Below are 23442 nucleotides of genomic sequence, written 5' to 3'. Positions count from 1 at the left end.
GACCAAAATCCCTTAACGTGAGTTTTCGTTCCACTGAGCGTCAGACCCCGTATAGTGTTTTGCAGTTTAGAGGAGATATCGCGATGCATACGCGGAAGGCAATAACGGAGGCGCTTCAAAAACTCGGAGTCCAAACCGGTGACCTCTTGATGGTGCATGCCTCACTTAAAGCGATTGGTCCGGTCGAAGGAGGAGCGGAGACGGTCGTTGCCGCGTTACGCTCCGCGGTTGGGCCGACTGGCACTGTGATGGGATACGCGTCGTGGGACCGATCACCCTACGAGGAGACTCTGAATGGCGCTCGGCTGGATGACGAAGCCCGCCGTACCTGGCTGCCGTTCGATCCCGCAACAGCCGGGACTTACCGTGGGTTCGGCCTGCTGAATCAATTTCTGGTTCAAGCCCCCGGCGCGCGGCGCAGCGCGCACCCCGATGCATCGATGGTCGCGGTTGGTCCGCTGGCTGAAACGCTGACGGAGCCTCACGAACTCGGTCACGCCTTGGGGGAAGGATCGCCCGTCGAGCGGTTCGTTCGCCTTGGCGGGAAGGCCCTGCTGTTGGGTGCGCCGCTAAACTCCGTTACCGCATTGCACTACGCCGAGGCGGTTGCCGATATCCCCAACAAACGGTGGGTGACGTATGAGATGCCGATGCTTGGAAGAGACGGTGAAGTCGCCTGGAAAACGGCATCGGATTACGATTCAAACGGCATTCTCGATTGCTTTGCTATCGAAGGAAAGCCGGATGCGGTTGAAACTATAGCAAATGCTTACGTGAAGCTCGGTCGCCATCGAGAAGGTGTCGTGGGCTTTGCTCAGTGCTACCTGTTCGACGCGCAGGACATCGTGACGTTCGGCGTCACCTATCTTGAGAAGCATTTCGGAACCACTCCGATCGTGCCTCCGCACGAGGCCGTCGAGCGCTCTTGCGAGCCTTCAGGTTAGAGGCCGTCGACAATGATAATCTGGATCAACGGACCTTTCGGCGCCGGAAAGACGACGCTCGCTAAGCGGCTGCGCGATCGGCGTTCCAAATCGCTGATCTTTGACCCCGAGGAAATCGGGTTCGTGGTGAAAGAAACGGTCCCCATGCCAGCGAGCGGAGACTATCAGGATCTCCCCTTGTGGAGGGGACTTACGATCGCGGCGGTCAGGGAGATTCGAAGGAATTACTCGCAGGACATCATCATCCCAATGACGCTCGTGCACCCGGACTATCTGACTGAGATACTCGACGGGGTAAGGCGGATCGACGATCAGCTGCTGCACATCTTTCTGACGCTCAACGAGGACCTATTGCGTCACCGGATCGCGAACCAGACCATGCATCCTGACCCGAATCGAAATGCGGAGATTCGAGAGTGGCGATTAGCGAATGTCGCCCGATGCTTGGCCGCAAGGGAACGGCTTCCATGCACAACCCGTGTTCTCGATAGTGGTGCACACACCAGCGATGAACTCGCAGCGATGGTGCTCGACGGAATCGATGGGCGCACCTGATCGCCTTCGACGCCTGCGCAAAGCGTAGCGCGAGGGTGGCGGGCTCACGACCAAACGCCCAGAGGTCGATCATCGCAGGGATGTTTGGCTTTGTGGTGCGGACGACGGGACTCGAACCCGTACTCTCACAGAGAAGCAGATTTTCGTACCACCTCGACTTTCGCCGCCGTCTGATGACGTTCGTGGTCTGGACTGTCCCTTCGCCATTGCCCGAAGGCTTTAGGCGCCGCCCGTCCAGTCTCTACACCTTCCCCCGAAGGGGCTTGGCTCGGGATTGGCTTAGGGTATTGCCCGTTAGCGTTCCCCGACTTTGAGCGGTTCTACTCCGCGGATTTCCCCGCGGGCACTCCAATTTTAAAGTCTGCTGCGTCTACCGATTTCGCCACGTCCGCCTTTTTTCGCCGTTCCTAGCGCTCGTGCGATGCACCTATGTTGCACCTAGCGCCGAATCGTTCTTCGTCATCCTGAAAAACCACGTCTCCTAAAGCCTTGCATAGCTTATCTTTTCTCCACCACGAACTTTTTTGTGGGATGGTAGAAAAAAAGACTTTTTAAGTCCGCTGGCTTGCCAGGCCTTGTTAGCTTGTACGGTCATGGTTATCGGGTAAAGAATATTGACGGCATCGCTGGTGTCGGTGGCTGAAAAGCCGGCTCCCATCAGGGCAATAGCCATTTCAGATGCAGGCGTACAGGGCAATGGTCAACAGCTACAGCCTGTCTGACGATTCCGGCGTCATGGCTGCGGCGGCTATCACGCATTTTTTGTTCGGTCAGGCGGTGTTTTCGTACCTCAATGGTTGGAGCGTGTTGATCGGACCTGGTACAGGTTTGGACAGCACGGGCTGCAAATACGCAAGGGATTTAATGGGCCTGGTGGCGTTCACGGCTTTTATCGTGACGTTTCTGTTCAGGGGCTACTCATAATCTCGTGGCTCGGCGGTTCCCGGCACACCATGACAGTAAGGAAGGACCCTGTGTCTCAACTCTCCCAGCTTCGAAGCCCCGCCGCCGTGCAGGCTGCCATCGATGAGTTCGTGCAACTGGGCCGCACGAAATTCCTGGCGCGCCACGGCTACGGCAAGTCCCGCGACTTCCTGGTACGTGATCCGAAGACCGGCACCGATTGCGATTCCAAGGCCATCGCCGGTGTGGCCTTCGGCAAGCAATTTCCCGAGCAGGGCCCGCTCACTGCTGACAGCTTCTCCGGTGGCGAGACGACCGTCGTTCCGGCGCTGACGCGGCTCGGGTTTCGCATCATTCGCATCGGCGAAGACTGGTCCGAAGAAGAGGTCCTGGCCACGGTCGAAGACTATTTCGACATGCTGCGTGCCGAGGCGGCTGGGGAGCCGTACCACAAGTCCGAGCACAACCAGGCACTGCGCCAACTGCTGAACGGTCGCAGCAAGTCTTCAGTCGAGCTCAAGCACCAGAACATTAGCGCCGTACTCGATGCCCTGGGCCTGCCCTATATCAACGGCTACAAGCCACGCGGCAACAGCCAACTGCTGCTGCGTAAATCCGTACACGCCTACGTTCTGGAACATCAGCAGACGGTCGGCGCTCTTGTCGATGCCCTGGAGGAGGTAAAACTTCCGGGTGACAAAACCTACCGAGCGGCTTTGGTAGAACCACCCGCCCGTGAAGTGCTTGTGCGTACCCCGGCATCTCTACGGCAACGCCTACCGCGAAAGTTCGATTATGCCGCTCGCGATGAAGCCAACCGCAAGCTGGGCCGGGCAGGGGAGCAGTGGGTGATTGGCTACGAACAGCAACGCCTGACCGAGCTCGGCCACCCAGAGCTTTTTCAGCGGCTGGATTGGGTGTCCGACACCCAGGGAGACGGTGCGGGGTTCGACATCCTGTCGTTCGAAGAGGACGCCCATGAGCGCTTCATCGAGGTGAAAACCACCAATGGCGGGGTAGGCTCGTCTTTCTTGGTCAGCCACAACGAACTCGAATTCTCCAAGGAGGCGGGCGATCAATTCCATCTGTATCGCGTGTTCCAGTTTCGGGACGGTCCGCGCCTGTTCACGCTACCCGGCGACCTCAGCCAACATGTGCATCTCAAGCCGACGGACTACCGGGCGAGTTTCCGGAGTTTGGTGGGGTAAAGGCAGGGTTCTGTTGAGCCGAATGGCTGTGTGCGGCCGATTCTGTTGAAAAAGTAGCGGCCTCCCCATGCCGTTGGCAAAATTGCTTTGTCAGCGAGCGTGGGGGCGAACAGCATGATGGGACAGTTACCGGGAGGACAGCAGCGCCTGTTCTACTCGTTCAATCTGGAAGATCACGTCCCGGCCCAACATCTCCTGCGCAGCATCGACCAGTGCTTGGATCTCAGTGATCTACGTGCCTACCTGGCAGATTTCTATAGCCCCATCGGGCGTCCCTCGATTGACCCGGAGTTGATGGTGCGCATGCTGGTCGTCGGCTACTGCTATGGCATTCGTTCCGAGCGGCGATTGTGCGAAGAGGTGCACCTGAACCTGGCCTATCGCTGGTTCTGCCGGTTGGGTCTGGAAGACGAAGTCCCCAATCACTCGACCTTCTCGAAGAATCGCCATGGGCGTTTTCGTGACAGCGATCTATTCCGCTGGTTATTCAATGAGGTGCTGCGGCGCTGCATGGCAGCCGGCCTAGTCAAGGGTGAAGGTTTCGCCGTCGACGCCAGCATCATTAAGGCGGATGCCAGCCGGCAACGTGGGGTGGCGGGAGATGAGGTCGATTGGAACGATCCAAAGCTCAGCAGCCGCGCAGTGCGCGAGTACCTCGAAGCCCTTGATGAAGAGGCGCTGGCTGAGGCTCTTCCCAAGAAAATTTCGCTCACTGATCCTCAGTCCCGTTGGACAGCAGCGCCAGGTGGCCCGGCCTTTTTTGCCTACTCCACGAATTACCTGATCGACACTGAGCACGGTGTGATCATGGACGTGGAAGCTACCCCGGCGCACCGTACCGCCGAAGTCGATTCGACTAGGACGATGGTCGAGCGTGTCGAGGCGCAGTTCGATCTCACACCGGAACGCCTTATCGGCGATACCGCTTATGGCACCGCCCCGATGCTGGCCTGGATGGTCGAAGAAAAGGACATCGAACCGCATGTGCCGGTGTGGGACAAGACCGAGCGCAAGGACGACAGCCTCTCCAGTAACGACTTTCACTGGAGTCAGGACGCCAATGAATATCGCTGCCCAGCCGGCAAACCGCTACGCAGTGAATGGCGCGCCTTCACCCAGCAAAGGTCGCGGGTAACTAAGGCCAAAACCGTCATTTACCGCTCCAGCCAAACCGACTGCGCCACCTGCCCGTTGAAAGCGAAATGCTGCCCCAACACGCCGAATCGGAAGATCGTCCGCAGCATCCATGAGGCTGCCCGCGACGTGGCTCGACGCATCGCCAAGACACCGGAGTACCTCGTCTCTCGCTGCGAACGAAAGAAGGTGGAGATGCTTTTCGCCCACCTCAAACGGATCATGAAACTCGACCGTTTACGACTGCGTGGCCTAACGGGTGCCACTGACGAATTCACCTTGGCTGCGATGGTGCAGAACCTGCGCCGCATGGCCAAGCTTTTGCCTCAAGGGCCACCGCTGACGGGATAGGTATGCCTGCTACGAGCAGAAACCCTCAAATTAACCCTTAAACCTGAGCAAGGACGCTCAGTGAAACGCCGGAAGGCAACTTGAAGTGGCTTGCAGCCACTTCGACAGCAGGCACACCTGATCGGCAGGCTGCCGCTAAAGCTACTTTTTCAACAGAATCGGCCGATTTGTGCCGGTCGTCAAGGACCGCTTCGGATCACTCTCAACCGGATCGCGGGCCAGCTGATTTGCTAAAACCCGCGCCAAACTCAACGAAGGATTTCGCATGATCCGTTTTTTTTGGCGATCACGCTCGGCCTGATGGTTGGCTGCTCGTCGAGTTCAAGTTCGATCTGATCAGTGAGCGGTAGCGCAAGTGGATCGCCTCAGCCAAGCAGCGTTGTTGCCGGCGGCCGGAAGAAAGCCTTGAACTAGTAGCGGAAAGGATGAAACTTTATTTTTACGATTCTCAGCATTTTCCAAGGTTGAGCGAAAATTAGGATGATACTTTAATGATTCCGGCCTCCATCCCCACAAAACGCTTGCAGATGGCAGAATTGAAATAAGTCATTGTTTTAAATGGATTTTTGCAGGAATTGCTACGTTGCAGGGTCCTGTAGTTAGGATGACACTTTATTTTCCTCCCACAGGCCTCGTGATACGCCTATTTTTATAGGTTAATGTCATGATAATAATGGTTTCTTAGACGTCAGGTGGCACTTTTCGGGGAAATGTGCGCGGAACCCCTATTTGTTTATTTTTCTAAATACATTCAAATATGTATCCGCTCATGAGACAATAACCCTGGTAAATGCTTCAATAATATTGAAAAAGGAAGAGTATGAGTATTCAACATTTTCGTGTCGCCCTTATTCCCTTTTTTGCGGCATTTTGCCTTCCTGTTTTTGCTCACCCAGAAACGCTGGTGAAAGTAAAAGATGCTGAAGATCAGTTGGGTGCACGAGTGGGTTACATCGAACTGGATCTCAACAGCGGTAAGATCCTTGAGAGTTTTCGCCCCGAAGAACGTTTTCCAATGATGAGCACTTTTAAAGTTCTGCTATGTGGTGCGGTATTATCCCGTGTTGACGCCGGGCAAGAGCAACTCGGTCGCCGCATACACTATTCTCAGAATGACTTGGTTGAGTACTCACCAGTCACAGAAAAGCATCTTACGGATGGCATGACAGTAAGAGAATTATGCAGTGCTGCCATAACCATGAGTGATAACACTGCTGCCAACTTACTTCTGACAACGATCGGAGGACCGAAGGAGCTAACCGCTTTTTTGCACAACATGGGGGATCATGTAACTCGCCTTGATCGTTGGGAACCGGAGCTGAATGAAGCCATACCAAACGACGAGCGTGACACCACGATGCCTGCAGCAATGGCAACAACGTTGCGCAAACTATTAACTGGCGAACTACTTACTCTAGCTTCCCGGCAACAATTAATAGACTGGATGGAGGCGGATAAAGTTGCAGGACCACTTCTGCGCTCGGCCCTTCCGGCTGGCTGGTTTATTGCTGATAAATCTGGAGCCGGTGAGCGTGGGTCTCGCGGTATCATTGCAGCACTGGGGCCAGATGGTAAGCCCTCCCGTATCGTAGTTATCTACACGACGGGGAGTCAGGCAACTATGGATGAACGAAATAGACAGATCGCTGAGATAGGTGCCTCACTGATTAAGCATTGGTAACTGTCAGACCAAGTTTACTCATATATACTTTAGATTGATTTAAAACTTCATTTTTAATTTAAAAGGATCTAGGTGAAGATCCTTTTTGATAATCTCATGACCAAAATCCCTTAACGTGAGTTTTCGTTCCACTGAGCGTCAGACCCCGATAAGCACTGCCTTGCACCGAATGTTGACCATTATGAATCTGTTCAGACCATTGTCGACACTGATGGTCTGCATCTGTGTTGCGAATGCCATTCAGACGTGTCTTTCACCAGCGAACCGCTGGCTGGCGGGTTTCTCTTCGAATGCCAAGAGTGCGGTCGCTTGTACCACAGCGGGCCTACTCATAGCGACGAAGACATGGTTAGGGTGAACAAGCTTTTGGCAGCGATCAACATAGAGAAGTAAACTGGGGAACAGATATGGAAGTGCGCGACATTATCGAGCTTCTGCGTGCCGGATGGAAACTTGCCAACCGGGGGACGGGGTGGTACCTGTCCTCCCCCCATAAGCCATATCAGAAAAGCGAGCAGCATCTCATTTGCGACGAATTGGTGAATGAAATTGAAAGGGCTGGAGTGATCAAAAAAGCAATGCCGCACAACACCATTCACGCCGTTCTTGTAGATGAACAGAGTTAATCAGGGAGAATAGATTTGCCATGAAGTTCATCACTGATGTTTTACCTGGTGAATGCGTGATTCTGACCCCCTCATTAATTCACTGTCAGTTGCAGATCGTCGACCTGTTCGACAAGGCCGTAGTCATCTTTGAATACTCCCCTCCGGCGGAAGGTTGGACACATGAAAGCCTGTGTGCTCTCGATATCCCCCTGGAGCGGCTTCAGGGAGCGAATGCATACCTTGGCGATGCCTGGGTAGGTTCAACAGAGGTATAGGGAGCAAACGCTTTGCAAACACCCGGGTTTGACATTGTGTACCAGGACGAGACCATGCTGATCCTTCTGGATCTTGACCGCGGCGCAACTATCACCAACAGCGCCGAACAGGTAGTGCGCTTAGTTGATGGGTTGGTCGACGGAATTGGAAAGCGACGTCTGATTTATAGAGATACCGCAGGGCGTTATGACGAAATCCTTGTCGATAGTGGTGTGTTTCGCGGGTTCAAAGCCTGCTCTATCTCACAGCAGGACTTTCTCCGTGGACTGTTACTGAAGTCCCTATAGCATCCCGTTCGCCGAGAACCGCCGGCAGGATGAATTTGACTCCCCCCCCTCCCCGCTCTTCCCATCAATCACACAATCCCAGGCACCGGCCACCACATAGGTCCGGTGCACTCACCAAATCTTTTTGAAGCTGTCCAGGTGCTTGCCGCCCGGGGGGCCCCCCTTGCATTGCAAAAAAGCACTTTATCCTGTCACCAACTTATCAAAAACAATGGGGGGACCCTATGGACTTCAGCAAAGCAATCGCCACCACCATAGACCTGCCGGTGCAGGTTAGCGAACGGGAAAAAATTCTGAACTACGCAGAGTGCAAGCCACTGACGTTGGCTCAGCGTGATGATTTCCTATCAAAATGCCGGCACTTCCCAGGTGATATTTTCATTATCAACGACCACTGTTTCTCCATTATCTGTCATTCAGACGTGGAGTGGGTATTGGTGCCGTTGAACCAACAGGCCAGCGAGCTATACCGGCATCGATACTTGATCGACTCCAGCGAACTGCACCATCGCAGCCTTACTATTCACTAATGTTGAGAGGAATAAATGACCGCAATACACGCACTACCCAACACCACTGACCAGGGGGATTCAAGGGTCAGAGCTGGTTCCCTGTGGCTTACTAAGAACGGCTTTGTCGTCATGGTGCACAACATCATATACCTCGATGGCCGGCCGCTCGTAACTTACTCCTACTCTGACGCAGACGATGCGGAACTGAAGTCCCATCCCTTGGCCACCTGGCATAAGGAACTCATTCCTCACAGACCACTGACTGCTTGTGTACGAGCAGTTCACGCCTCGTATCAACTGATCCTGATGTCCATTGAGGAGCAAATCAAGAACGACGTGTTGCAACAACTGGGTGATCAGGGGGCTGGGTATTCCCAGGAGTTTCTGAATTCAATGCTGGAAAGAATCGAGAAAATCTCGAGTGACTTGTCCTGCCAGGCCGGTTCCGTCATTGCACCATATTTTGGCCACAACATAGGCTCAACTCTGGATGCATTTCCGGAACTGGCCTTTGAGTCCATATCGCGGCTGGCTTTGATCTACGATGCCATTCATGACGCTGCCAGGCTGCCCGATTTCAATCACTCCTTTGACATTTTATCCGCGGCGCGTAATGGCGAAAGCTGTTGCACCGAGGTGGTTGGTTTCACGGCTTTGGCTACCAACCTAATCAAGCTGCAAATAGCTCTTGGCCGGGCAGCACAATCTGAATATGAAGACCTGCTTGCGGATGTCATGACCTGGCCTCTTACCGGCTTCCCTGGTGCTAGATAACCCATATCAACGGCGCTGCAGCTAAGTGCTGCCAGTAATGCAGTCCTGGCAATGGCTGCAGCGAACTGTCCACACGTTCGCAGGATACTTATCCAGCAATTCTGTGGATAACTAACACCAGAAATAGGTCACGATTTCACCATAGGATTTACTCGGCGTCAGAGGGGTAGACTCTCTCGCGGCAATTTCAGAGGGGACCAAAGTTAATGCTCATTGCTAGGCAACCAGTGTTCGACACAGAGAAGCAGGCGATTCATGCCTATGAGTTGCTTGCGAGAAATAGTGGCCTATCAAGGTTCTCCCCTCCTACCTCCGATTACCACTCTTGGTTCGACATCGATAAAGCCGTTCTCGAGCTCGCAGACCAGCTCCTTAAGGGAGAATTAAAACTACTGGTCAATGTGAGTGAGCATACCTTGGCAATTGAGCACCAGTTCCATCAATGGCGCACTCTGATCCTCAAGCTGGCCCGCAAGCACCACATTTTGGTAGAAGTCACCGAGCTGGTCACAGCCTCTACGCTCCAAAAACGATGGGATAGCCTTAGATCGATGGGTGTCGAACTTGTCATGGATGATTTCGGCACGAAATACTCCACGCTTACACGACTGCATGATTTTGAATGGGACATAGTGAAGTTTGAGTGTGGGCAAACGCACGGCTACCCCCCCTCTATGCTGGAAGGGATTGATGCCTGTATGAAGAAGGGGATCCCCATCATCGCTGAACGCATCGAAACCTACAACCAAGCGATCTCATCTCAAATACTCGGATTCAATCTGCAGCAGGGGTATTTTTGGGCTAAACCCGAGATTGTTTTGCACTCCCAACTTCACACCCAGGTGTAGACCCCCTTACCCATGCCTAGTATGAGTTATCACAGCCGGCCTGGCTGCAACTCAAACTTGCATTCCTGAGTACCACGAGACAATGGCTACAACCCTCTCATCAGGATTGTGCATATGGCTCGCAACACAGCATATAGTCATTTTCATCCAAAGGACTGCCGGTTTTGTGGCTCTCCTCTGGAGCTCGTCAGCAAACAGGTGGTGTATCCTGCCGCTCCGGCTAAAACGATGATCTACCGTTGCAACCGTGATGCCTGCGATAGCTACATTAGCTGCAGAGAAGGGACTGACATCGCGATCGGTTCTGTTGCCAACAGAGATACCCGATTGGCTAGACGCGAGGCGCATGCCAGCATCAACACCCTGGTCGACTCCGGCAGAATGAATAAGCACGAAGCCTATGCATGGATGCAGCACCTTCTTAGCCTGCCATATACTCGTCGGGGCATCGGCTGGCTTGATGAGCACGAGTGTAAGGTTGTTGTCCGTGAAGTAAGGGAAATCCTGAGGCGGTCTCGATATGAAGCCTCCCAGAGAGGCATAGCCAGCTTGAGAGCGCTTTTTGATAAGAATAATATAGAACTGGATGACTCCTCTCAGAGCCAGGATAGCAAAGCTCAGAGATTATTGGGTCGCCTCCAGCTTCTGAACCGCTTCAGCGCTTGATTTTTACGAGGAACAAACGCCACAAATGAACAGAATGATTGCCAGACTTCGAGCCCATGGCATTGTAACTGCCAGCCACATGATCGGCATCAGCATCATGCTTCTGGTTCTTGGTCTAGCAAACTATGGGTCAAATCCATGGCTGTCTGCAGTCGTTGCCGCGGCGGGGCTTTTGTCTTCCGTCCGTATTCATATCGCTGCGGTTCGTTACCAAAACGCGATGGTTGGATATACCGCTTCCGGGTTGGATGATGAGAATCAGAGCTAATTGATCACGAATATGTACTCCTACGCCGATGCGGACGAGTTAGACCAAAGGAGTAGTGATGGCCAAGGTATTTTCTGAACATGTCGAGAAGGCGGTGACCGAGGCCAGCGCTTGCCGGGTTGCGGTTTATCCGCGCCTCCATGGCTGGGTCTCTGAGCGCATTCAGCTGGAGTTGGGTGATTCGATGGCGCAACTGGGGGAGACGACCCCTAGTCGCGGCGGTGGTCATTACCTAGTGGAGGGGATTACCGCCGAGGAAGCCGCCAAAGCGGCCAGAAAGCTGCGCGGCAAACCGGTAGAAGTAGTTCGGATGGAATAACGATGCCATCAGATAGCAAGCTGGCCACTCAATGGCGGCAGGAGCAGGGCTATACAGGCCGTGGCGGCGTGGTTGTGGTCTATCGAGGCGAGGTGCAGGGTTGGGTGAACGAGTTGCGTGATCCTGCTCATTGGGTCGCGGGCTGTGTCGCTGTTGATGAGGCTGGCCAGCAGTGGCAAGCCATCGCTTGTAACGAGGCCGCTGGTGCCATGATGTGGCAGCCCCTGGACAACCACGACAAGTAAGAGGAAAAACAGGAGGCTGAACAGAACTGAGGTTGTTGTGGGTCTCGGTTTGAGCCCCTGAATGGGCAGGATGCCGCGAGCGGTGAGACATGGGCGCCACAAAGACGCCCTTTTCTCATTCATCAAGCCCCAGCGTTCTCATTAGGGCTTCGCCGTTCTCCATGGCCTGCCGCTCCCATATGGCATACGCGCGGGTAGGCTTCTTGGCCAGCTCGATGGCTCCGGCCAGCTCATCATGGCTGCCTATGAACGTGGGACGGTCCCATGCGCCGCCATCGAGGCATCTAATCTCCCAGTGCCCTCTTTTGTTCCATTGCAAGTACGGCTGGCGCCACCAAAGTATCAGCTCTTCGGTTTCGCGCTCGTCATTCTTGATGTCTCTGGCTGGTGGATCGGCAGGATTGACCGGTATCCCGTCTATGACGCCGGACAGTTCAGTTGGTTCAATGGCCTGGGCGGCCTCAAGGGTGATCGCAGTAAAGGACATTGCTTGCCCTCCGTGTTGATTGATTAGTTCATCATTGCAGCTTGCCGCTCAGGTGTCACCAGTATCCGCCCGCGAGCTCTCATTTATCTACACCAGCAGCCTCGCTTGGCTTGCCCTCTTGTTTGCTGATAGTGGTATCTTCCCAGCGATCCTCTGGGAGAGTCACCTTAAAGCCCGGACTATCAACTGGTGTGCCAGGTGGAGTGTAGTTGGGGTCTGGCTTCCCAAACAGGACTCCAAGCCCATGGGCTGGCTCACTGATCACCTGTTCTTCTGGAGGCTTGCGGTGCTGCTGCTTCTCCTGGGCATCTCCACAAGCCACCAGCGTGATGGAAAGGGCTATGGCAATCGCTATTCGCTTCATCGTGTCACTTCCCCGGTGATTGCTGGTAGATGCGACGAACCCGGCCAGGGGCGGGGGCGTTCACGTAGAGGGGGCCGACCGGCGTCCAGTTATCGGAGCAGTGAACATACTCCGTCATCAGCAGCTCGGTTTGTTCCTTGGATAGGGTGATGTCACCGCTCCCATGCCACAGATCAAGGTACTTGCTGAACAGAAAGGCCAGTTCCCCAGGTACCGGGTCTGATAGAGGGGAAAGCGGCGCTCCGCTCTCCTGCGCTATGGTCTGCATGAGGTGGCCGGCAAGAAGCTGCAGATCCGGTTTGACTGTGCGAGTCATGATCGCATTGGCTACATAGCCCACCATTGGCGCATCGCTCTTGGAGACAACGGAGAAAGTGCCGATGGTCGGCTTGATCTGGCTGCTGTCTTTCACGTACTCCATGTATTGGGCAGCAGCATCTTGGAGCCTAGCATTGGCTGCTGCCTCGAATCTCTTGTAGGCCACATCGTCCCCAAACTTTAGGACGGCATCGAGGGGGCGCATGATCGGCGTCTTTTCGACTTGGGCCAGGTAGCCGCCACCAATATCGCTATGGGTACCGAAAAGCGTGAGTTCCGTGTGCTCTGGCTGTACAGAGTTAAGCGCAAAGTTGAGCCGGTACTCGTCCTTGGCTGCCAACTGGACAACCCTCTCCGCCGCCCCTGGGGCAATGTAGAGGCGAACCGGCGCATTGTCGTCATCAGTGGTGTCCAGGCCAATTGCTGCCACGGTATCGAAGAGGCCGACGAAGGCGACGCGCACCTCGCGCCCCTGGTTGGATTCCAGAAGGATGTTGACGAAGTGCCGAGCTGCGGCAGCACCCCGGCTAAAGCCGAAAACATCCACCGCCACCGGGCCGGACGAGAGGCCGGCGATCATGGTGCTGATCTTGGCCAGGCCTTCCTCTGACCTGGATATGACGCCAGTTGCGCCAGTGCCGAAGGCCATGTCTAAATTCGAGTCGGCTTTGCCGGTACTGGTGCCGATCCCCTCGATGTAGATTGCTGAGCCGCTATAGACCTGATGCAGACGGGCTACGTTGGTGGCGCCGCCGTCGTATGACGATCCCTTGCCTATCAGCTTCTCTATTGATTGGCAGGCCGCGGTGCTTGCCTCTTCACACTGCTCCCTGAGCTTGCTGTTGTACCGGTTGTTCTGGGTGCCATCAAAGAAGATGCCGATCCGATGTTCCGTGGGGTCAACCAGCGGGACAAGAGGGGTCGCCGGCGAACTGGTGGGAGCTGGTGCCGATGGTTCTGCGGGGACGCTGGCTGCTCCCGCTCGGGGCCCTTGATTGTCGCCGACGGTCGTCCCCTGGGCGGGGAGTATGGTGTTGCTCATTGGTGGACAGCTGCAGGCGACATAATCACCCTGCAGCGCTACCGGCCCGCCCGGGCCGATGATGGAGCGGGGGCCAACGGCGACGATAGGGCCCTGTCCGACTTTGCAAGCAGGGCAGTTCGCCATCATCCCGATATATGTGGTTGGGGAGCCTTCGCTGATCCAGCTGCTGTCCCCGTCTTGGATCTCGCCACCAGTGCTGGTGGGATCGCCTTTCCTTGCTACGTTTCTCATAACATGCCTCCGCACCGAAAGTTGTATGTTAACCCCATCGGATCTTACGAATGCTGAATGAGACCAAGTTTTGAACTTAGGGCGCCTGTTTTTGTCGCTCCAGATCGTCGAGCTTTGTCATACCCTGTCAAGGATCGAACCCAGAGTATTGGATTTACGTGTCTTGGATCCATTTCGGGTGGTTTTAACTCAACGATTAGCAATTGGTTATTGATGAGATGAGATAAACAAGGCCTGTTAAAAAACGGATCAACCATAGATCCAGTGGATCCATTTGGTGGATCCAATAGGATGGGACTGTTTTTTAAGCAGATTTGCACCTATCCATAAAATCGCAGGAATGGCGGTTTTTAGGGCGTTCGTAGCCGGGGTATGCCAAGGCATTGCCTCAGGCCCAACCCTCCACCAGAGCGCTGTATAGGGGCTAATTTTAGCTCGCTTGGGGGCTGCAACCCGATTCTGAGTCCGAAAAATGACTCCATCGAGAAGAGAACGATAGCACCTTATTATAGATCATTGATCTCTTTCTTTATGATCTCTTGATCTAGTGATCTTTTAATATCTTTGATCTGTTTAAGATCTTTAAAGATGGGGGTTGGCATAACATCATGATGTAATTAGATTTTTTTTGCTCTATGTTATATGCCGTTAACTCGTATGTTATATGCCGTGTTCTCCTATCTACTATGCCGTGTTCTCCTATCTACTATGCCGTGATGCTCTATGTTATATGCCGTGATATGCTATCTACTATGCCGTGGTCTCTTATCTACTATGCCGTAAAGCCTCTAATGAGGCTGAAATTGTAGATAGCAACAGCTTACGAACAGCTTTTAAACAGGTTGTGCTCAGCATATGCACAGGTGAGGGTGACAGACATGAGTGTTGATAAAATTGGCTGCGCAAACGCGATTTTAGGGGCGTATTTAACCAAGCAGGGCTTCCCTGCTGACGTTATTAAAGTGATGGCTCCCCCGCTTTTACCAAAAATTAACAAATCGGCGGTGTCAATGCTGCTGAATTTCGTGTCGACGGCACCGGAACTGTCAGTAGAGCAAGCCCTGGAGATCATTTGGCCGGCAATGGACAAAATGACGTTGCTGGTGGATGAGGCCAATGAATCGACTGTGGGGGGGGCTGAAGAAAAGGGACCGCCTGAAGTCACTGTCGTGGCGAACTCAAGAGCACCGGTTGTGATCGAACACGATACGGACTTCTTGGTTGAGTACGATAAGTTTCAAGCCCGTTCCTTGTACCCAGATCGAAGCCCTCCCCCGGAGAACATTGATTTGCACCTGGATATGACCTTGAAAACGGGGATGTTCCGAGTGTTAGCAAGCGGGAAGACGCCACCTGCATTGGATGAGCATAGAATTTACCACCTGACCACTCCGCTTAGCAGTGGTCACGCCTATATGTCTTTGAGGGGGCCAACGCTCAACACTCAGATGGATTTGGTCTCTTATATCTGCATCACGCATTGGTTGGGGCGTCTGTCTAAGGAGAGGTTTGAACAGGCCATCATCAAGCCTATTCGTATGACCATAGAGCGATTTTTTTCACCGATTCCTGAGGATATGCGGCCATCGGATTACCTGTTGGACAAAAAAATCGTGGACTCGCTTGCAAGACTCAAGAGCGTTGCCCTGCTCTTTTACCCAACGCTTGATGATGCCGATGAGACTACCCGTAAGAGATCGGTCATGATTGCGAATATCGTTGGTACTCTGAGGTTAGAACCTGATGGGACCATAGAGATATCTCCGACTCCAGAACTGCGGACCTTGTACCTGAGCACTAAAAAGCTCGTGCCAATAAACCGAAGCGCAGTCATTCAGTTGAACTCACAGATGGCCCGGCTGCTAGCGTTATGGATCGCAGCCAGGCCGGGCAAGCTAATTGGACGCCGGGTGTTTCTGAATCTACGGCCTATGACGGTTCTGGAGCTCCTGCGAGAGATTCATCCACGTGAGACCGGTCGACACAACCACAACGATCGCCGGCAACTCTCACTGGCCCTTAACGAGCTGCTGAGTGCGGGACTGATAGATGTAGATATTAATTATCGCAACGTAAAGTCAAAGGACAGCGACGAACGGCTCACTCTGGCTACGGAAGTTCACTTCAAATCGCATTCAATTGGGGATGCTCGGTCCGTAGCGAATACGGATCTTGCACTTCCAGTAATCGATGTGCCCAAAAAACGGGGCCGCGGTAAGGCGTATAGCACTGAGGTGGCGGAGGAACTGCAGGGGCTCAGTTTCACGGCATCAAGTACGAGTCCATCAGCCAGAACCAAGCCTAAAGAGTGGTTATCAACCAACTTGGATGTTGTTGAGCGGATAATGTCAGGATTGCGAAAGGCTGCCAAGAAGTCACCGGCCGGCGCTCGGCTCCTGCTCAAGGGGGGCGATGATCGCAAATTGACCAGCCTAGCTAAGGTGTTTGAGTCGGTGGAGCGTGATGCCGATGCCGCGCTGCTGCGTCAGATCGCGAGCCATGATCCACGTAAAAGCAAACAGTCAGAATTTGAAACGATACTCCGCTCTATACCGCTTAAACCGGCTCATCTTCGAGTCACTTTCTGGTATAGAGATAACGCAGAAACTATCGCCATCTTGAAAAAGATGCTCTCTTCTTCTCGATCGCCGCTTGAAGTTGCGGCTCAGATTCACAAGAGGGTGTATTTTTCGCGCTTGGTGACCCCCTTAATCGCTGTTGGTCGAATAGATGATGCCAACTTTTTCAGCGGAACATGGGAAGCAGGAAGGGAATCAATTGAGAGCAATAAGCGGGATGACTGGAACCGGGCGGCTGCGGGTAGTCGTAGGAAAAAGGTCATGAAGCTTTAGGGCCAAACATCGTTGTTCTAGGGGAGGTACAAGTGAGTCAAATGCGGTATGTTCCAGTTATCTTGTTGGCCGGAGGGTGTTGGCTATGGATGGCGATAGGGGTCATCCATTTAGGGGTGAAATGGCACTCTGTTGGCTTTGTTCGCCACAATGTTGAAGTCGTGCTTCCGAATGATATAACTCTTTCAGGTGACCTCTCTATTGACTGGGCTGGGGCTTATTTTCTGACTGATGCGGACGGAAAATCGACGAAATTCAAAAACTTCAAGATAATGTCTATTCCGCCGACGAGCATGGTTCCTAGCACCTACCCATATCGGACGGTGCTGCCCTTCCTACTCTACTGCCTGGGGTCCCTGGGAGCTTGTTATTACCTTCGGCTCAAATGCACTAGGCCTCGGGATAAAATAAGTCGGTGATTTGCCTGACATAGTTCGTTTTGGTCGTCCTGCCCCTCTTTGCGGGGCTTTGTCTATTCTTATGGAGAGTGGTAGAGTAGGCGTGAATCAAATATGAGCAATCAACTACGAGACGCTATGCCGCAACTCATTATCGATGCAAACAAGGTCACAGAAACATTCCGTGATCTGGAAGTGACCGCAACCAACGGGGCTATGTATCAAGCTCTGGTGGGGCATGAGCACATCCAGGAGATTGCGCCGGAGTTGGGGCTCGCTCTACCGCCCGGCTACCGCCTAGTCTGTGTGACTACTCGACTCGGTGGTGACAAGTTCGAGATCGCCTTGGTCAATGATCAGACGGCTGAGGTCGCCTATTACAACCAGGTGATCATCGTTCACTATGAAGACTTGAAATGTCGCCCAGCCACCCAGCAACGGGTTTGGCGCTCGTTCAATCAGCACCACAAGGCAGCTCTTCGAGACCTGCCGTCAGCGGTATTTTTCGGCTATATACTCGCCCGTTACGATGTGATCCTGAGTGATAACATGCAGACTGGGGAGGGTATGCACTTCTGGAAGGCCAGAATGTCCGAGGCGCTTTATCGTCGGCTGTACGTGTACCACTATCAACTGATGACCGGCGAACTGCACCAGATCCGTTCAGATGAAGAGTTGGCCTCATTGTCAGATCAGATATGGGGTAGCCCTCAGCACCATGAATGGCAGCTCGCAATCATCGCCTGTAAGCCGTTGCCGCGCCCAGTTAAGATCTCTACATAGACATATGACAGACGCAAGATCCAAACAGCCCCGCCTCGCGGGGCTTTTTGTTGATGGAATGTCGGAGATATCTTAGAGATAAGGGGCTACATCAGTAGTTTCTACCGCATTAGCCGCGTCAGTGTCGCAGCATTGATAGATTCGCCGGCTCTTGCCTATTACTTCGCGTTACTCTAATGCTTCCCTTCCCTTCCCTTCCCTTCCCTTCCCTTCCCTTCCCTTCCTCTGGTGGTGGCCAATACTTTTCGGTGGCCATCAGACTTGATATTCAATCACTGGATCCACGTTCGGCTAGATGATCATCAGCTTTGGATCCTTACTGACTATCCAGATTGGGAGTCCGTTATGGTTCGTAGCCCAAGACTGCGAGCACAGGTGCAGATGAGTTGGTGAGTGGCGGTAGGCGTAGCCGGCGCCGTGGGCCGCCCTGAGATGGGTTGGCGCTAACGGGCCTTAGCTGCTGTCGAACTCGAGGCCCAGGGCAGCCAGCTCCAACGGTTGTGCTCAGCTCGATGTCCTTGGTCGACACCGCTGGTGGTTTTGTTCGGGCCGCAGGACGGTTCGATATCCTGGGTGGCTTGCTCTTTGCCGGGGACCAGGTGTGCGGCGGGCCCCGGGCAGGTGCCGGGATGTGGTGCCCCGGGTCACCGCCGAGCTCGGGACTCATGGTGGCCACCGGCGGCGGTGCTGTGTCCAGCTGGCCGGTGCCGGTGATCCGGTGCGTAGTGGGCCCCAGGCCGCCGACGAGCTCGGGGCCCAGGGCGGCTACTGCCGGCCGCCAGGTTGGTGATCCGGTACTACAGGTGGCCAATGCCGGTGACCGGGCGGGTGATCCGGTGCTGCAGGTGGCCCCGGGCCGCCGACGAGCTCAGGGCCCAGGGTGGCCACCGGTGGCGGTGCCAGTACGCAGTGGGCCCCCGGGCCGGTGCCGGGATCTGGCCCCCCGGGTCACCGCCGAGCTCGGCGCTCAAGGTGGCCACTGCCGGCCGCTGGGTGGGTGATCCGGTGGGCCCCCGGCCGGCGCCGGGGAGCGGAGGGGCCTGGGTGGTGGTGGGGTTTTGTCGGTGTGCATGCTGAGTACGGGATCCCGGGTCGCCGCCGAGCTCGGCGCCCAGGCAGGTGAACCGGTGCTGCAGGTGGCCCCGGGCCGCCGACGAGCTCAGGGCCCAGGGTGGCTACTGCCGGTGGCCGGGCAGGTGAACCGGTGCTGCAGGTGGCCCCAGGCCGCCGACGAGCTCAGGGCCCAGGGTGGCCACTGCCGGTGGCCGGGCGGGTGAACCGGTGCTGCAGGTGGCCCCGGGCCGGTGCCGGGATCCGGTGTCCAAGGTGGCCCGCGGCGGCGGGTGGGTGATCTGGTGCGCGGTGGGCCCCGGACCGCCGCGGGCTCGGTGCCCAAGGTGACCAATGCCGGTGGCCGGGCGGAGGATCCGGTGCTGCAGGTGGCCCCCGGCCCGCCGACGAGCTCAGGGCCCAGGGTGGCCACTGCCGGTGGCCGGGCGGGTGAACCGGTGTTGCAGGTGGCCCCCGGGCGGGGGCGGGACCTGGTGCCCAGGGTCGCCGATGAGCTCGAGGCCTAGGGTGTCCGGTGCTGTAGATGTCCAGCTGGCCAGTGCCGGTGATCCGGTACGTAGTGGGCCCGCGGGCCGGTACCGGGACCTGGTGCCCCGGGTCACCGCCGAGCTCGGCGCTCAAGGTGGCCACTGCCGGCCGCTGGGTGGGTTATCCGGTGGGCCCCCGGCCGGCCCCGGGATCCGGTGCCCTGGGTCGTCGACGAGCTCGGGGCCAAAGGTGGCCACTGCCGGCGGTCAGGCAGGTGAACCGGTGCTGCAGGTGGCCCCCGGGCCGGTGCCGGGATCTGGTCCCCCGGGTCACCCCCGAGCTCGGCGCCCAAGGTGGCCACTGCCGGCGGTCAGGCAGGTGAACCGGTGCTGCAGGTGGCCCCCGGGCCGGTGCCGGGATCTGGTCCCCCGGGTCACCCCCGAGCTCGGCGCCCAAGGTGGCCACTGCCGGCGGTCAGGCAGGTGAACCGGTGCTGCAGGTGGCCCCCGGGCCGGTGCCGGGATCTGGTCCCCGGGTCACCCCCGAGCTCGGCGCCCAAGGTGGCTACTGCCGGCCGCCGGGTGGGTGTTCCGGTGGGCCCCGGCCGGCGCCGGGGGCGGAGGGGCCTGGGTGGTGGTGGGGTTTTGTCGGTGTGCATGCTGAGTACGGGATCCCGGTCGCCGCCGAGCTCGGCGCCCAGAATGGCCATTGCCGGCGGCCGGGCGGGTGATCCGGTGCTCCTCGGGCCGCCGACGAGCTCAGGGCCCAGGGTGGCCACTGCCGGTGGCCGGGCAGGTGAACCGGTGCTGCAGGTGGCCCCGGGCCGCCGCGGGTTCGGCGCCTAGGGTGGCCACCGGCGGTGGGTGGGTGATCCGGTGGGGAGGTGGACCTTCGGGCCGGCGCCGGGATCCGGTGCCCTGGGTCGTCGACGAGCTTGGGGCCCAGGGTGGCCACTGCCGGCCGCCGGGTGGGTGATCCGGTGGGCCCCCGGCCGGCGCCGGGGAGCGGAGGGGCCTGGGTGGTGGCGGGGTTTTGTCGGTGTGCATGCTGAGTAAGGGAGCCCGGGTCGCCGCCGAGCTCGGCGCCCAAGGTGGCCACCGGTGGCGGTACGGTGTCCAGCTGGCCGATGGCTGTGCCGGTACGCAGTGGGCCCCCGGGCCGGAGTGGGTTCGGTGTTATGGGAGGTCCGAGAGGTGAAGCGGGTCCGATGCGCAGTGGGGGCCCGCGGGTCGGTGCCGAGATCCGGTGCCCCGGGTCTCCGATGAGCTTGGCGCCTATGGTGGCTAACGGTGGTGGGTGGGTGATCCGGTTCTGCAGGTGGCCCCGGGCCCTCGGGCCGGGGCCGGGATCTGGTACCCTGGGTCACCGCCGAGCTCGGCGACCAGGGTGGCCACCGGTGGCGGAGCCGGTACGCAGTGGGCCCCCGGGCCGGCACCGGGATCTGGTGCCCCGGGTCGCCGCTGAGCTCGGGGCCCTGGGTGGTCAGCGGCGGCGGGCGGGTGATCTGGTGCCCTCATGGTCCCGTTTTTCCTCTTACTCAGAATCGAGTGACTTGACCAGGGAGCGGGACGGGCACCACATTTGTTTTCCCGCTGATGCCCCGGTTGTCCGCTCCACGACCCAGCCCTCACCTTCTCGCTCAATAAGGCGGACGGTATTGCCGCTCTTGGCAAAAATTCTCACATCACCCGTTTTCAGATCATCCATGGCCATCACAAACTTCCCTTTACTTGCTGATCTCTCGAACCCGCGCTTCCATGTCGATTTTTCTCTATTATCCATTCAGGATCTTGTCCCATGTTTTTTGGCGCTTTGTGAGCTGATCGGCGATCTCTACTGTGGTTTTTCCGCTCCCCTTGCAAATTGAGCAGGTATCCAGCGAGAAACTACCTCGCTGTTCTGTAGTGGGGTTGAGAAACACCACTTCCTTTCCTCTACCCTTACAAGATGGGCATTCAACTTGGGCCATGCTGTGGTACTCCTTACATTCTGATCCCCGCCGATAAGTGCGATGGATAAGGCCGCACAATCACTGTGCGGCCTTCTAATCATTTCGCCATTATTCCAAGCAAGTACCCTGTAATGCCAGAGCTGATTATGGCTATCAGCCAGGGGGTGCATGAAACGACATTCAGTTTACTTTCCCTCACCTTCAATTCAGAGCGAGCTATGAATTCGAGTTCACTCCTCATCGCATCGAGAGTGGAACGATGCAAACGAATAAATCGTTCATTCTCTTCATCTAGTCGCCCTAGCATGACCCCGAAGCGTGTTGCTGCATCATGGATCTCTTGCCTCTCGCGGGACAGCCACCTTAATAGCGACTCAATCCTTCCAAACAGTTCATGGTTACGCTCCACCTCCCCTTGCAGGCGGCTGGCTGCTTGAATCGCTTCGTACACATCACCAAGCATTGATGCAAAGATTGCCTGGTAATGTTCTGCCGGCAACACGCCCCCCTTCAGCGATAGGGCCTCCGGTTGTCCGGGGGGAGTCATTAAGCAGCCCGCTTGAGACGCAAATCTCTCCAGACAACGTTGAGCTTTTCAAGGAGTGGAATACAGCACATACGAAGAGTGTGCATGGAAGTAAGCTCTTCTATCTTGCCGGTATCGAGCTCCCCCCCCTCGGCACGCGCCTTCATAACAAGCTCCTTCGCCTCACCCTTATAATCCCGAGTATCAGCAACCACAGTAGCGAGGCTCAGCCCTTGACGCGAGAGCATTTCAAACGCAGGGTTTTCTTCGACTGCCCACTTGAAGTCAGTTTCCACTTTGGTGTGCTTCTTCATGTATGACACGAAGCCCGAGAACTGCTCGAAGGAGAAGAATGTGGCCGGGATTTTGTTGAAAATAGGGCGAATCCGAGCCGGATCTACTCCAATTTCCAACAGTGTGTTGATGGTTTCTGCCGCCTCTTCCTGGCAACGCTTCTCCGGTGTGAGGGGGACAAAGTAGTAGTCGAACTCTTGGCAAGAGTTACTGAACTTGCGAAGTCCATCGATGAAGAACCGGACGTTGCTCATACCCACATCGATGATGGCTTCATCCTCTACCATGATGCAATTCATCAGATTAGAGAATTGGCCACCGTTCATTGTGGTTACGTCAACACCAAGTGCATCAGCTGCCTGGTTCATATCCTCAATCGAGAAGAGCTGTGCGGCGGGCATCATGGTTTTCAACCAGTGGGCAGACAGAACGGTTTTACCCACAAATCCTGTTTTAGATACTACAACGATTTTCATTATGTTATTCCTTAATATTCAGAGTGTTACCTTTCCAGCCCACACATCAACAACAGCCGGCGATTCCGCCTTATCGGTTGTGGAAGAAGGTTGTTGCTCGGCTACATGGCTACGCTGTACGGCGGCAGGAGCCTTAATGGGTTCGAGAGGGGCTTGTGGCATCGAATTACGGTTTGCCAATCCTTTCTGTCGACGTTTTACGAAGGCGTTAATTGCAGACCTTGTTATCTCAATGTTGTACTTCTCCTCTAGGTACTCACGGATCACCTCAAGCGAATGCTTTCCCCTCAGCTCCAGGATTTCGACTGTGTAGGGCTCGAGTTTCGATGCGCCTTTTCTGCTTGGTAACATAAGGTCCTCGCTAAGAGATGCTGTCTAAGTGCCAAGGGTAGGTTGCATTTGTGCTCATTTTTGCGCTTACCCGTTGTCAACGCTTTGCATCATAAACGAATCACATTTGATGCAAGTCGTATCACCGTTGAGCTACCTGCGTAGCGCCTTTGAACTACTGTCGTAGTCGCTTTGTATCACCCGTGGGTCGAAAAATGACCGTGTTTGGCCACGATGCTGATAGATTGGCCCCTTGAAGATCCAGACAC

General features: G+C 55.7%; 27 protein-coding genes. 18 read left to right on the top strand and 9 right to left on the bottom strand.

The window, feature by feature from the left end; all coding sequences use genetic code 11:
• Positions 1 to 83 precede the first annotated feature (83 nt).
• Both aac(3)-IId and ACPW75_RS25005 read left to right on the top strand, forming a co-directional pair.
• Positions 84 to 944 carry an aminoglycoside N-acetyltransferase AAC(3)-IId gene (gene aac(3)-IId, locus ACPW75_RS25010; RefSeq protein WP_000557454.1) on the top strand — a complete coding sequence of 287 codons (861 nt, stop codon included), beginning with the start codon at positions 84 to 86 and terminating at the stop codon, positions 942 to 944.
• Positions 945 to 956: 12 nt separating this feature from the next.
• Positions 957 to 1499 (top strand): AAA family ATPase, encoded by a 543-nt coding sequence (locus tag ACPW75_RS25005; RefSeq protein WP_000587837.1) that lies wholly within the window; start codon positions 957 to 959, stop codon positions 1497 to 1499.
• A 481-nt stretch (positions 1500 to 1980) separates the two neighbouring features.
• Here ACPW75_RS25005 and ACPW75_RS25000 read toward each other — a convergent pair whose 3' ends face one another.
• Positions 1981 to 2172: a hypothetical protein gene (locus tag ACPW75_RS25000; protein WP_000951934.1), complete on the bottom strand. Its 192-nt coding sequence runs from the start codon at positions 2170 to 2172 to the stop codon at positions 1981 to 1983.
• A gap of 23 nt (positions 2173 to 2195) precedes the next feature.
• On the opposite strand from ACPW75_RS25000, the gene ACPW75_RS24995 reads away from it, so the two are divergent.
• The 14 genes from ACPW75_RS24995 to ACPW75_RS24930 all read left to right on the top strand — a co-directional run bounded on the left by ACPW75_RS24995 (position 2196) and on the right by ACPW75_RS24930 (position 11579).
• Positions 2196 to 2423, top strand: a complete 228-nt coding sequence (locus tag ACPW75_RS24995; protein WP_000248278.1) for a hypothetical protein — start codon at positions 2196 to 2198, stop codon at positions 2421 to 2423.
• Positions 2424 to 2473: 50 nt separating this feature from the next.
• A complete protein-coding gene (locus ACPW75_RS24990) occupies positions 2474 to 3610 on the top strand; it encodes a DUF3883 domain-containing protein (protein ID WP_000080861.1) in 1137 nt (378 codons plus the stop codon).
• Between the two features lie 114 nt (positions 3611 to 3724).
• Positions 3725 to 5095, top strand: coding sequence for an IS1182-like element ISCfr1 family transposase (locus tag ACPW75_RS24985; RefSeq protein WP_000971921.1), 1371 nt, complete (start codon positions 3725 to 3727; stop codon positions 5093 to 5095).
• 820 nt (positions 5096 to 5915) lie between these two features.
• Complete coding sequence (locus tag ACPW75_RS24980; RefSeq protein ID WP_000027057.1) at positions 5916 to 6776, top strand: broad-spectrum class A beta-lactamase TEM-1; 861 nt, start codon at positions 5916 to 5918, stop codon at positions 6774 to 6776.
• A 407-nt stretch (positions 6777 to 7183) separates the two neighbouring features.
• The gene (locus ACPW75_RS24975) at positions 7184 to 7402 is read left to right on the top strand and encodes a hypothetical protein (protein ID WP_210538266.1); all 219 of its coding nucleotides are present in this window, start codon (positions 7184 to 7186) and stop codon (positions 7400 to 7402) included.
• A gap of 20 nt (positions 7403 to 7422) precedes the next feature.
• Positions 7423 to 7659, top strand: coding sequence for a hypothetical protein (locus ACPW75_RS24970; RefSeq protein WP_210538267.1), 237 nt, complete (start codon positions 7423 to 7425; stop codon positions 7657 to 7659).
• 54 nt (positions 7660 to 7713) lie between these two features.
• Positions 7714 to 7947: a hypothetical protein gene (locus tag ACPW75_RS24965; protein WP_210538268.1), complete on the top strand. Its 234-nt coding sequence runs from the start codon at positions 7714 to 7716 to the stop codon at positions 7945 to 7947.
• Between the two features lie 224 nt (positions 7948 to 8171).
• Complete coding sequence (locus tag ACPW75_RS24960) at positions 8172 to 8477, top strand: hypothetical protein (RefSeq protein WP_210538269.1); 306 nt, start codon at positions 8172 to 8174, stop codon at positions 8475 to 8477.
• Positions 8478 to 8492: 15 nt separating this feature from the next.
• A complete protein-coding gene (locus ACPW75_RS24955) occupies positions 8493 to 9233 on the top strand; it encodes a hypothetical protein (RefSeq protein ID WP_210538270.1) in 741 nt (246 codons plus the stop codon).
• A gap of 206 nt (positions 9234 to 9439) precedes the next feature.
• Positions 9440 to 10081, top strand: a complete 642-nt coding sequence (locus ACPW75_RS24950; RefSeq protein WP_210538271.1) for an EAL domain-containing protein — start codon at positions 9440 to 9442, stop codon at positions 10079 to 10081.
• A 114-nt stretch (positions 10082 to 10195) separates the two neighbouring features.
• Positions 10196 to 10747 (top strand): zinc-finger-containing protein, encoded by a 552-nt coding sequence (locus ACPW75_RS24945; RefSeq protein ID WP_210538272.1) that lies wholly within the window; start codon positions 10196 to 10198, stop codon positions 10745 to 10747.
• A 25-nt stretch (positions 10748 to 10772) separates the two neighbouring features.
• The gene (locus ACPW75_RS24940) at positions 10773 to 11015 is read left to right on the top strand and encodes a hypothetical protein (protein ID WP_210538273.1); all 243 of its coding nucleotides are present in this window, start codon (positions 10773 to 10775) and stop codon (positions 11013 to 11015) included.
• 58 nt (positions 11016 to 11073) lie between these two features.
• Positions 11074 to 11334, top strand: coding sequence for a hypothetical protein (locus tag ACPW75_RS24935; protein ID WP_210538274.1), 261 nt, complete (start codon positions 11074 to 11076; stop codon positions 11332 to 11334).
• Positions 11335 to 11336: 2 nt separating this feature from the next.
• Positions 11337 to 11579, top strand: a complete 243-nt coding sequence (locus tag ACPW75_RS24930) for a hypothetical protein (RefSeq protein WP_210538275.1) — start codon at positions 11337 to 11339, stop codon at positions 11577 to 11579.
• A gap of 115 nt (positions 11580 to 11694) precedes the next feature.
• Here ACPW75_RS24930 and ACPW75_RS24925 read toward each other — a convergent pair whose 3' ends face one another.
• From ACPW75_RS24925 to ACPW75_RS24915, 3 genes are all read right to left on the bottom strand, one after another.
• Complete coding sequence (locus ACPW75_RS24925; protein ID WP_210538276.1) at positions 11695 to 12066, bottom strand: hypothetical protein; 372 nt, start codon at positions 12064 to 12066, stop codon at positions 11695 to 11697.
• 79 nt (positions 12067 to 12145) lie between these two features.
• Positions 12146 to 12430 carry a hypothetical protein gene (locus tag ACPW75_RS24920; RefSeq protein ID WP_210538277.1) on the bottom strand — a complete coding sequence of 95 codons (285 nt, stop codon included), beginning with the start codon at positions 12428 to 12430 and terminating at the stop codon, positions 12146 to 12148.
• A gap of 4 nt (positions 12431 to 12434) precedes the next feature.
• Positions 12435 to 14024 carry a PAAR domain-containing protein gene (locus tag ACPW75_RS24915; protein WP_210538278.1) on the bottom strand — a complete coding sequence of 530 codons (1590 nt, stop codon included), beginning with the start codon at positions 14022 to 14024 and terminating at the stop codon, positions 12435 to 12437.
• A gap of 878 nt (positions 14025 to 14902) precedes the next feature.
• Here ACPW75_RS24915 and ACPW75_RS24910 point away from each other — a divergent pair.
• Both ACPW75_RS24910 and ACPW75_RS24905 read left to right on the top strand, forming a co-directional pair.
• Positions 14903 to 16876 (top strand): hypothetical protein, encoded by a 1974-nt coding sequence (locus ACPW75_RS24910; protein WP_210538279.1) that lies wholly within the window; start codon positions 14903 to 14905, stop codon positions 16874 to 16876.
• A gap of 536 nt (positions 16877 to 17412) precedes the next feature.
• Positions 17413 to 18057 carry a hypothetical protein gene (locus ACPW75_RS24905; RefSeq protein ID WP_210538280.1) on the top strand — a complete coding sequence of 215 codons (645 nt, stop codon included), beginning with the start codon at positions 17413 to 17415 and terminating at the stop codon, positions 18055 to 18057.
• Between the two features lie 3072 nt (positions 18058 to 21129).
• Here the strand turns inward: ACPW75_RS24905 and ACPW75_RS24900 are convergent.
• The 5 genes from ACPW75_RS24900 to ACPW75_RS24880 all read right to left on the bottom strand — a co-directional run bounded on the left by ACPW75_RS24900 (position 21130) and on the right by ACPW75_RS24880 (position 23194).
• A complete protein-coding gene (locus ACPW75_RS24900) occupies positions 21130 to 21378 on the bottom strand; it encodes a hypothetical protein (RefSeq protein WP_210538478.1) in 249 nt (82 codons plus the stop codon).
• Positions 21371 to 21565, bottom strand: coding sequence for a hypothetical protein (locus ACPW75_RS24895; RefSeq protein ID WP_210538479.1), 195 nt, complete (start codon positions 21563 to 21565; stop codon positions 21371 to 21373). Before ACPW75_RS24895 ends, ACPW75_RS24900 begins: the two co-directional genes overlap by 8 nt.
• 79 nt (positions 21566 to 21644) lie before the next feature.
• Positions 21645 to 22046, bottom strand: a complete 402-nt coding sequence (locus tag ACPW75_RS24890) for a hypothetical protein (protein ID WP_210538480.1) — start codon at positions 22044 to 22046, stop codon at positions 21645 to 21647.
• A gap of 47 nt (positions 22047 to 22093) precedes the next feature.
• Positions 22094 to 22843 carry a hypothetical protein gene (locus ACPW75_RS24885; protein ID WP_210538481.1) on the bottom strand — a complete coding sequence of 250 codons (750 nt, stop codon included), beginning with the start codon at positions 22841 to 22843 and terminating at the stop codon, positions 22094 to 22096.
• A gap of 18 nt (positions 22844 to 22861) precedes the next feature.
• Positions 22862 to 23194, bottom strand: a complete 333-nt coding sequence (locus ACPW75_RS24880; protein WP_210538482.1) for a hypothetical protein — start codon at positions 23192 to 23194, stop codon at positions 22862 to 22864.
• Between the last annotated feature and the right edge of the window lie 248 nt (positions 23195 to 23442).

It is taken from the genome of Aeromonas sp. FL131 (assembly GCF_049860615.1).
GTDB classification, from domain to species: Bacteria; Pseudomonadota; Gammaproteobacteria; order Enterobacterales; family Aeromonadaceae; genus Aeromonas; species Aeromonas hydrophila.
Note: the sequence above shows the minus strand (reverse complement) of the source record. Positions and strands in the feature narration are given on the sequence as shown.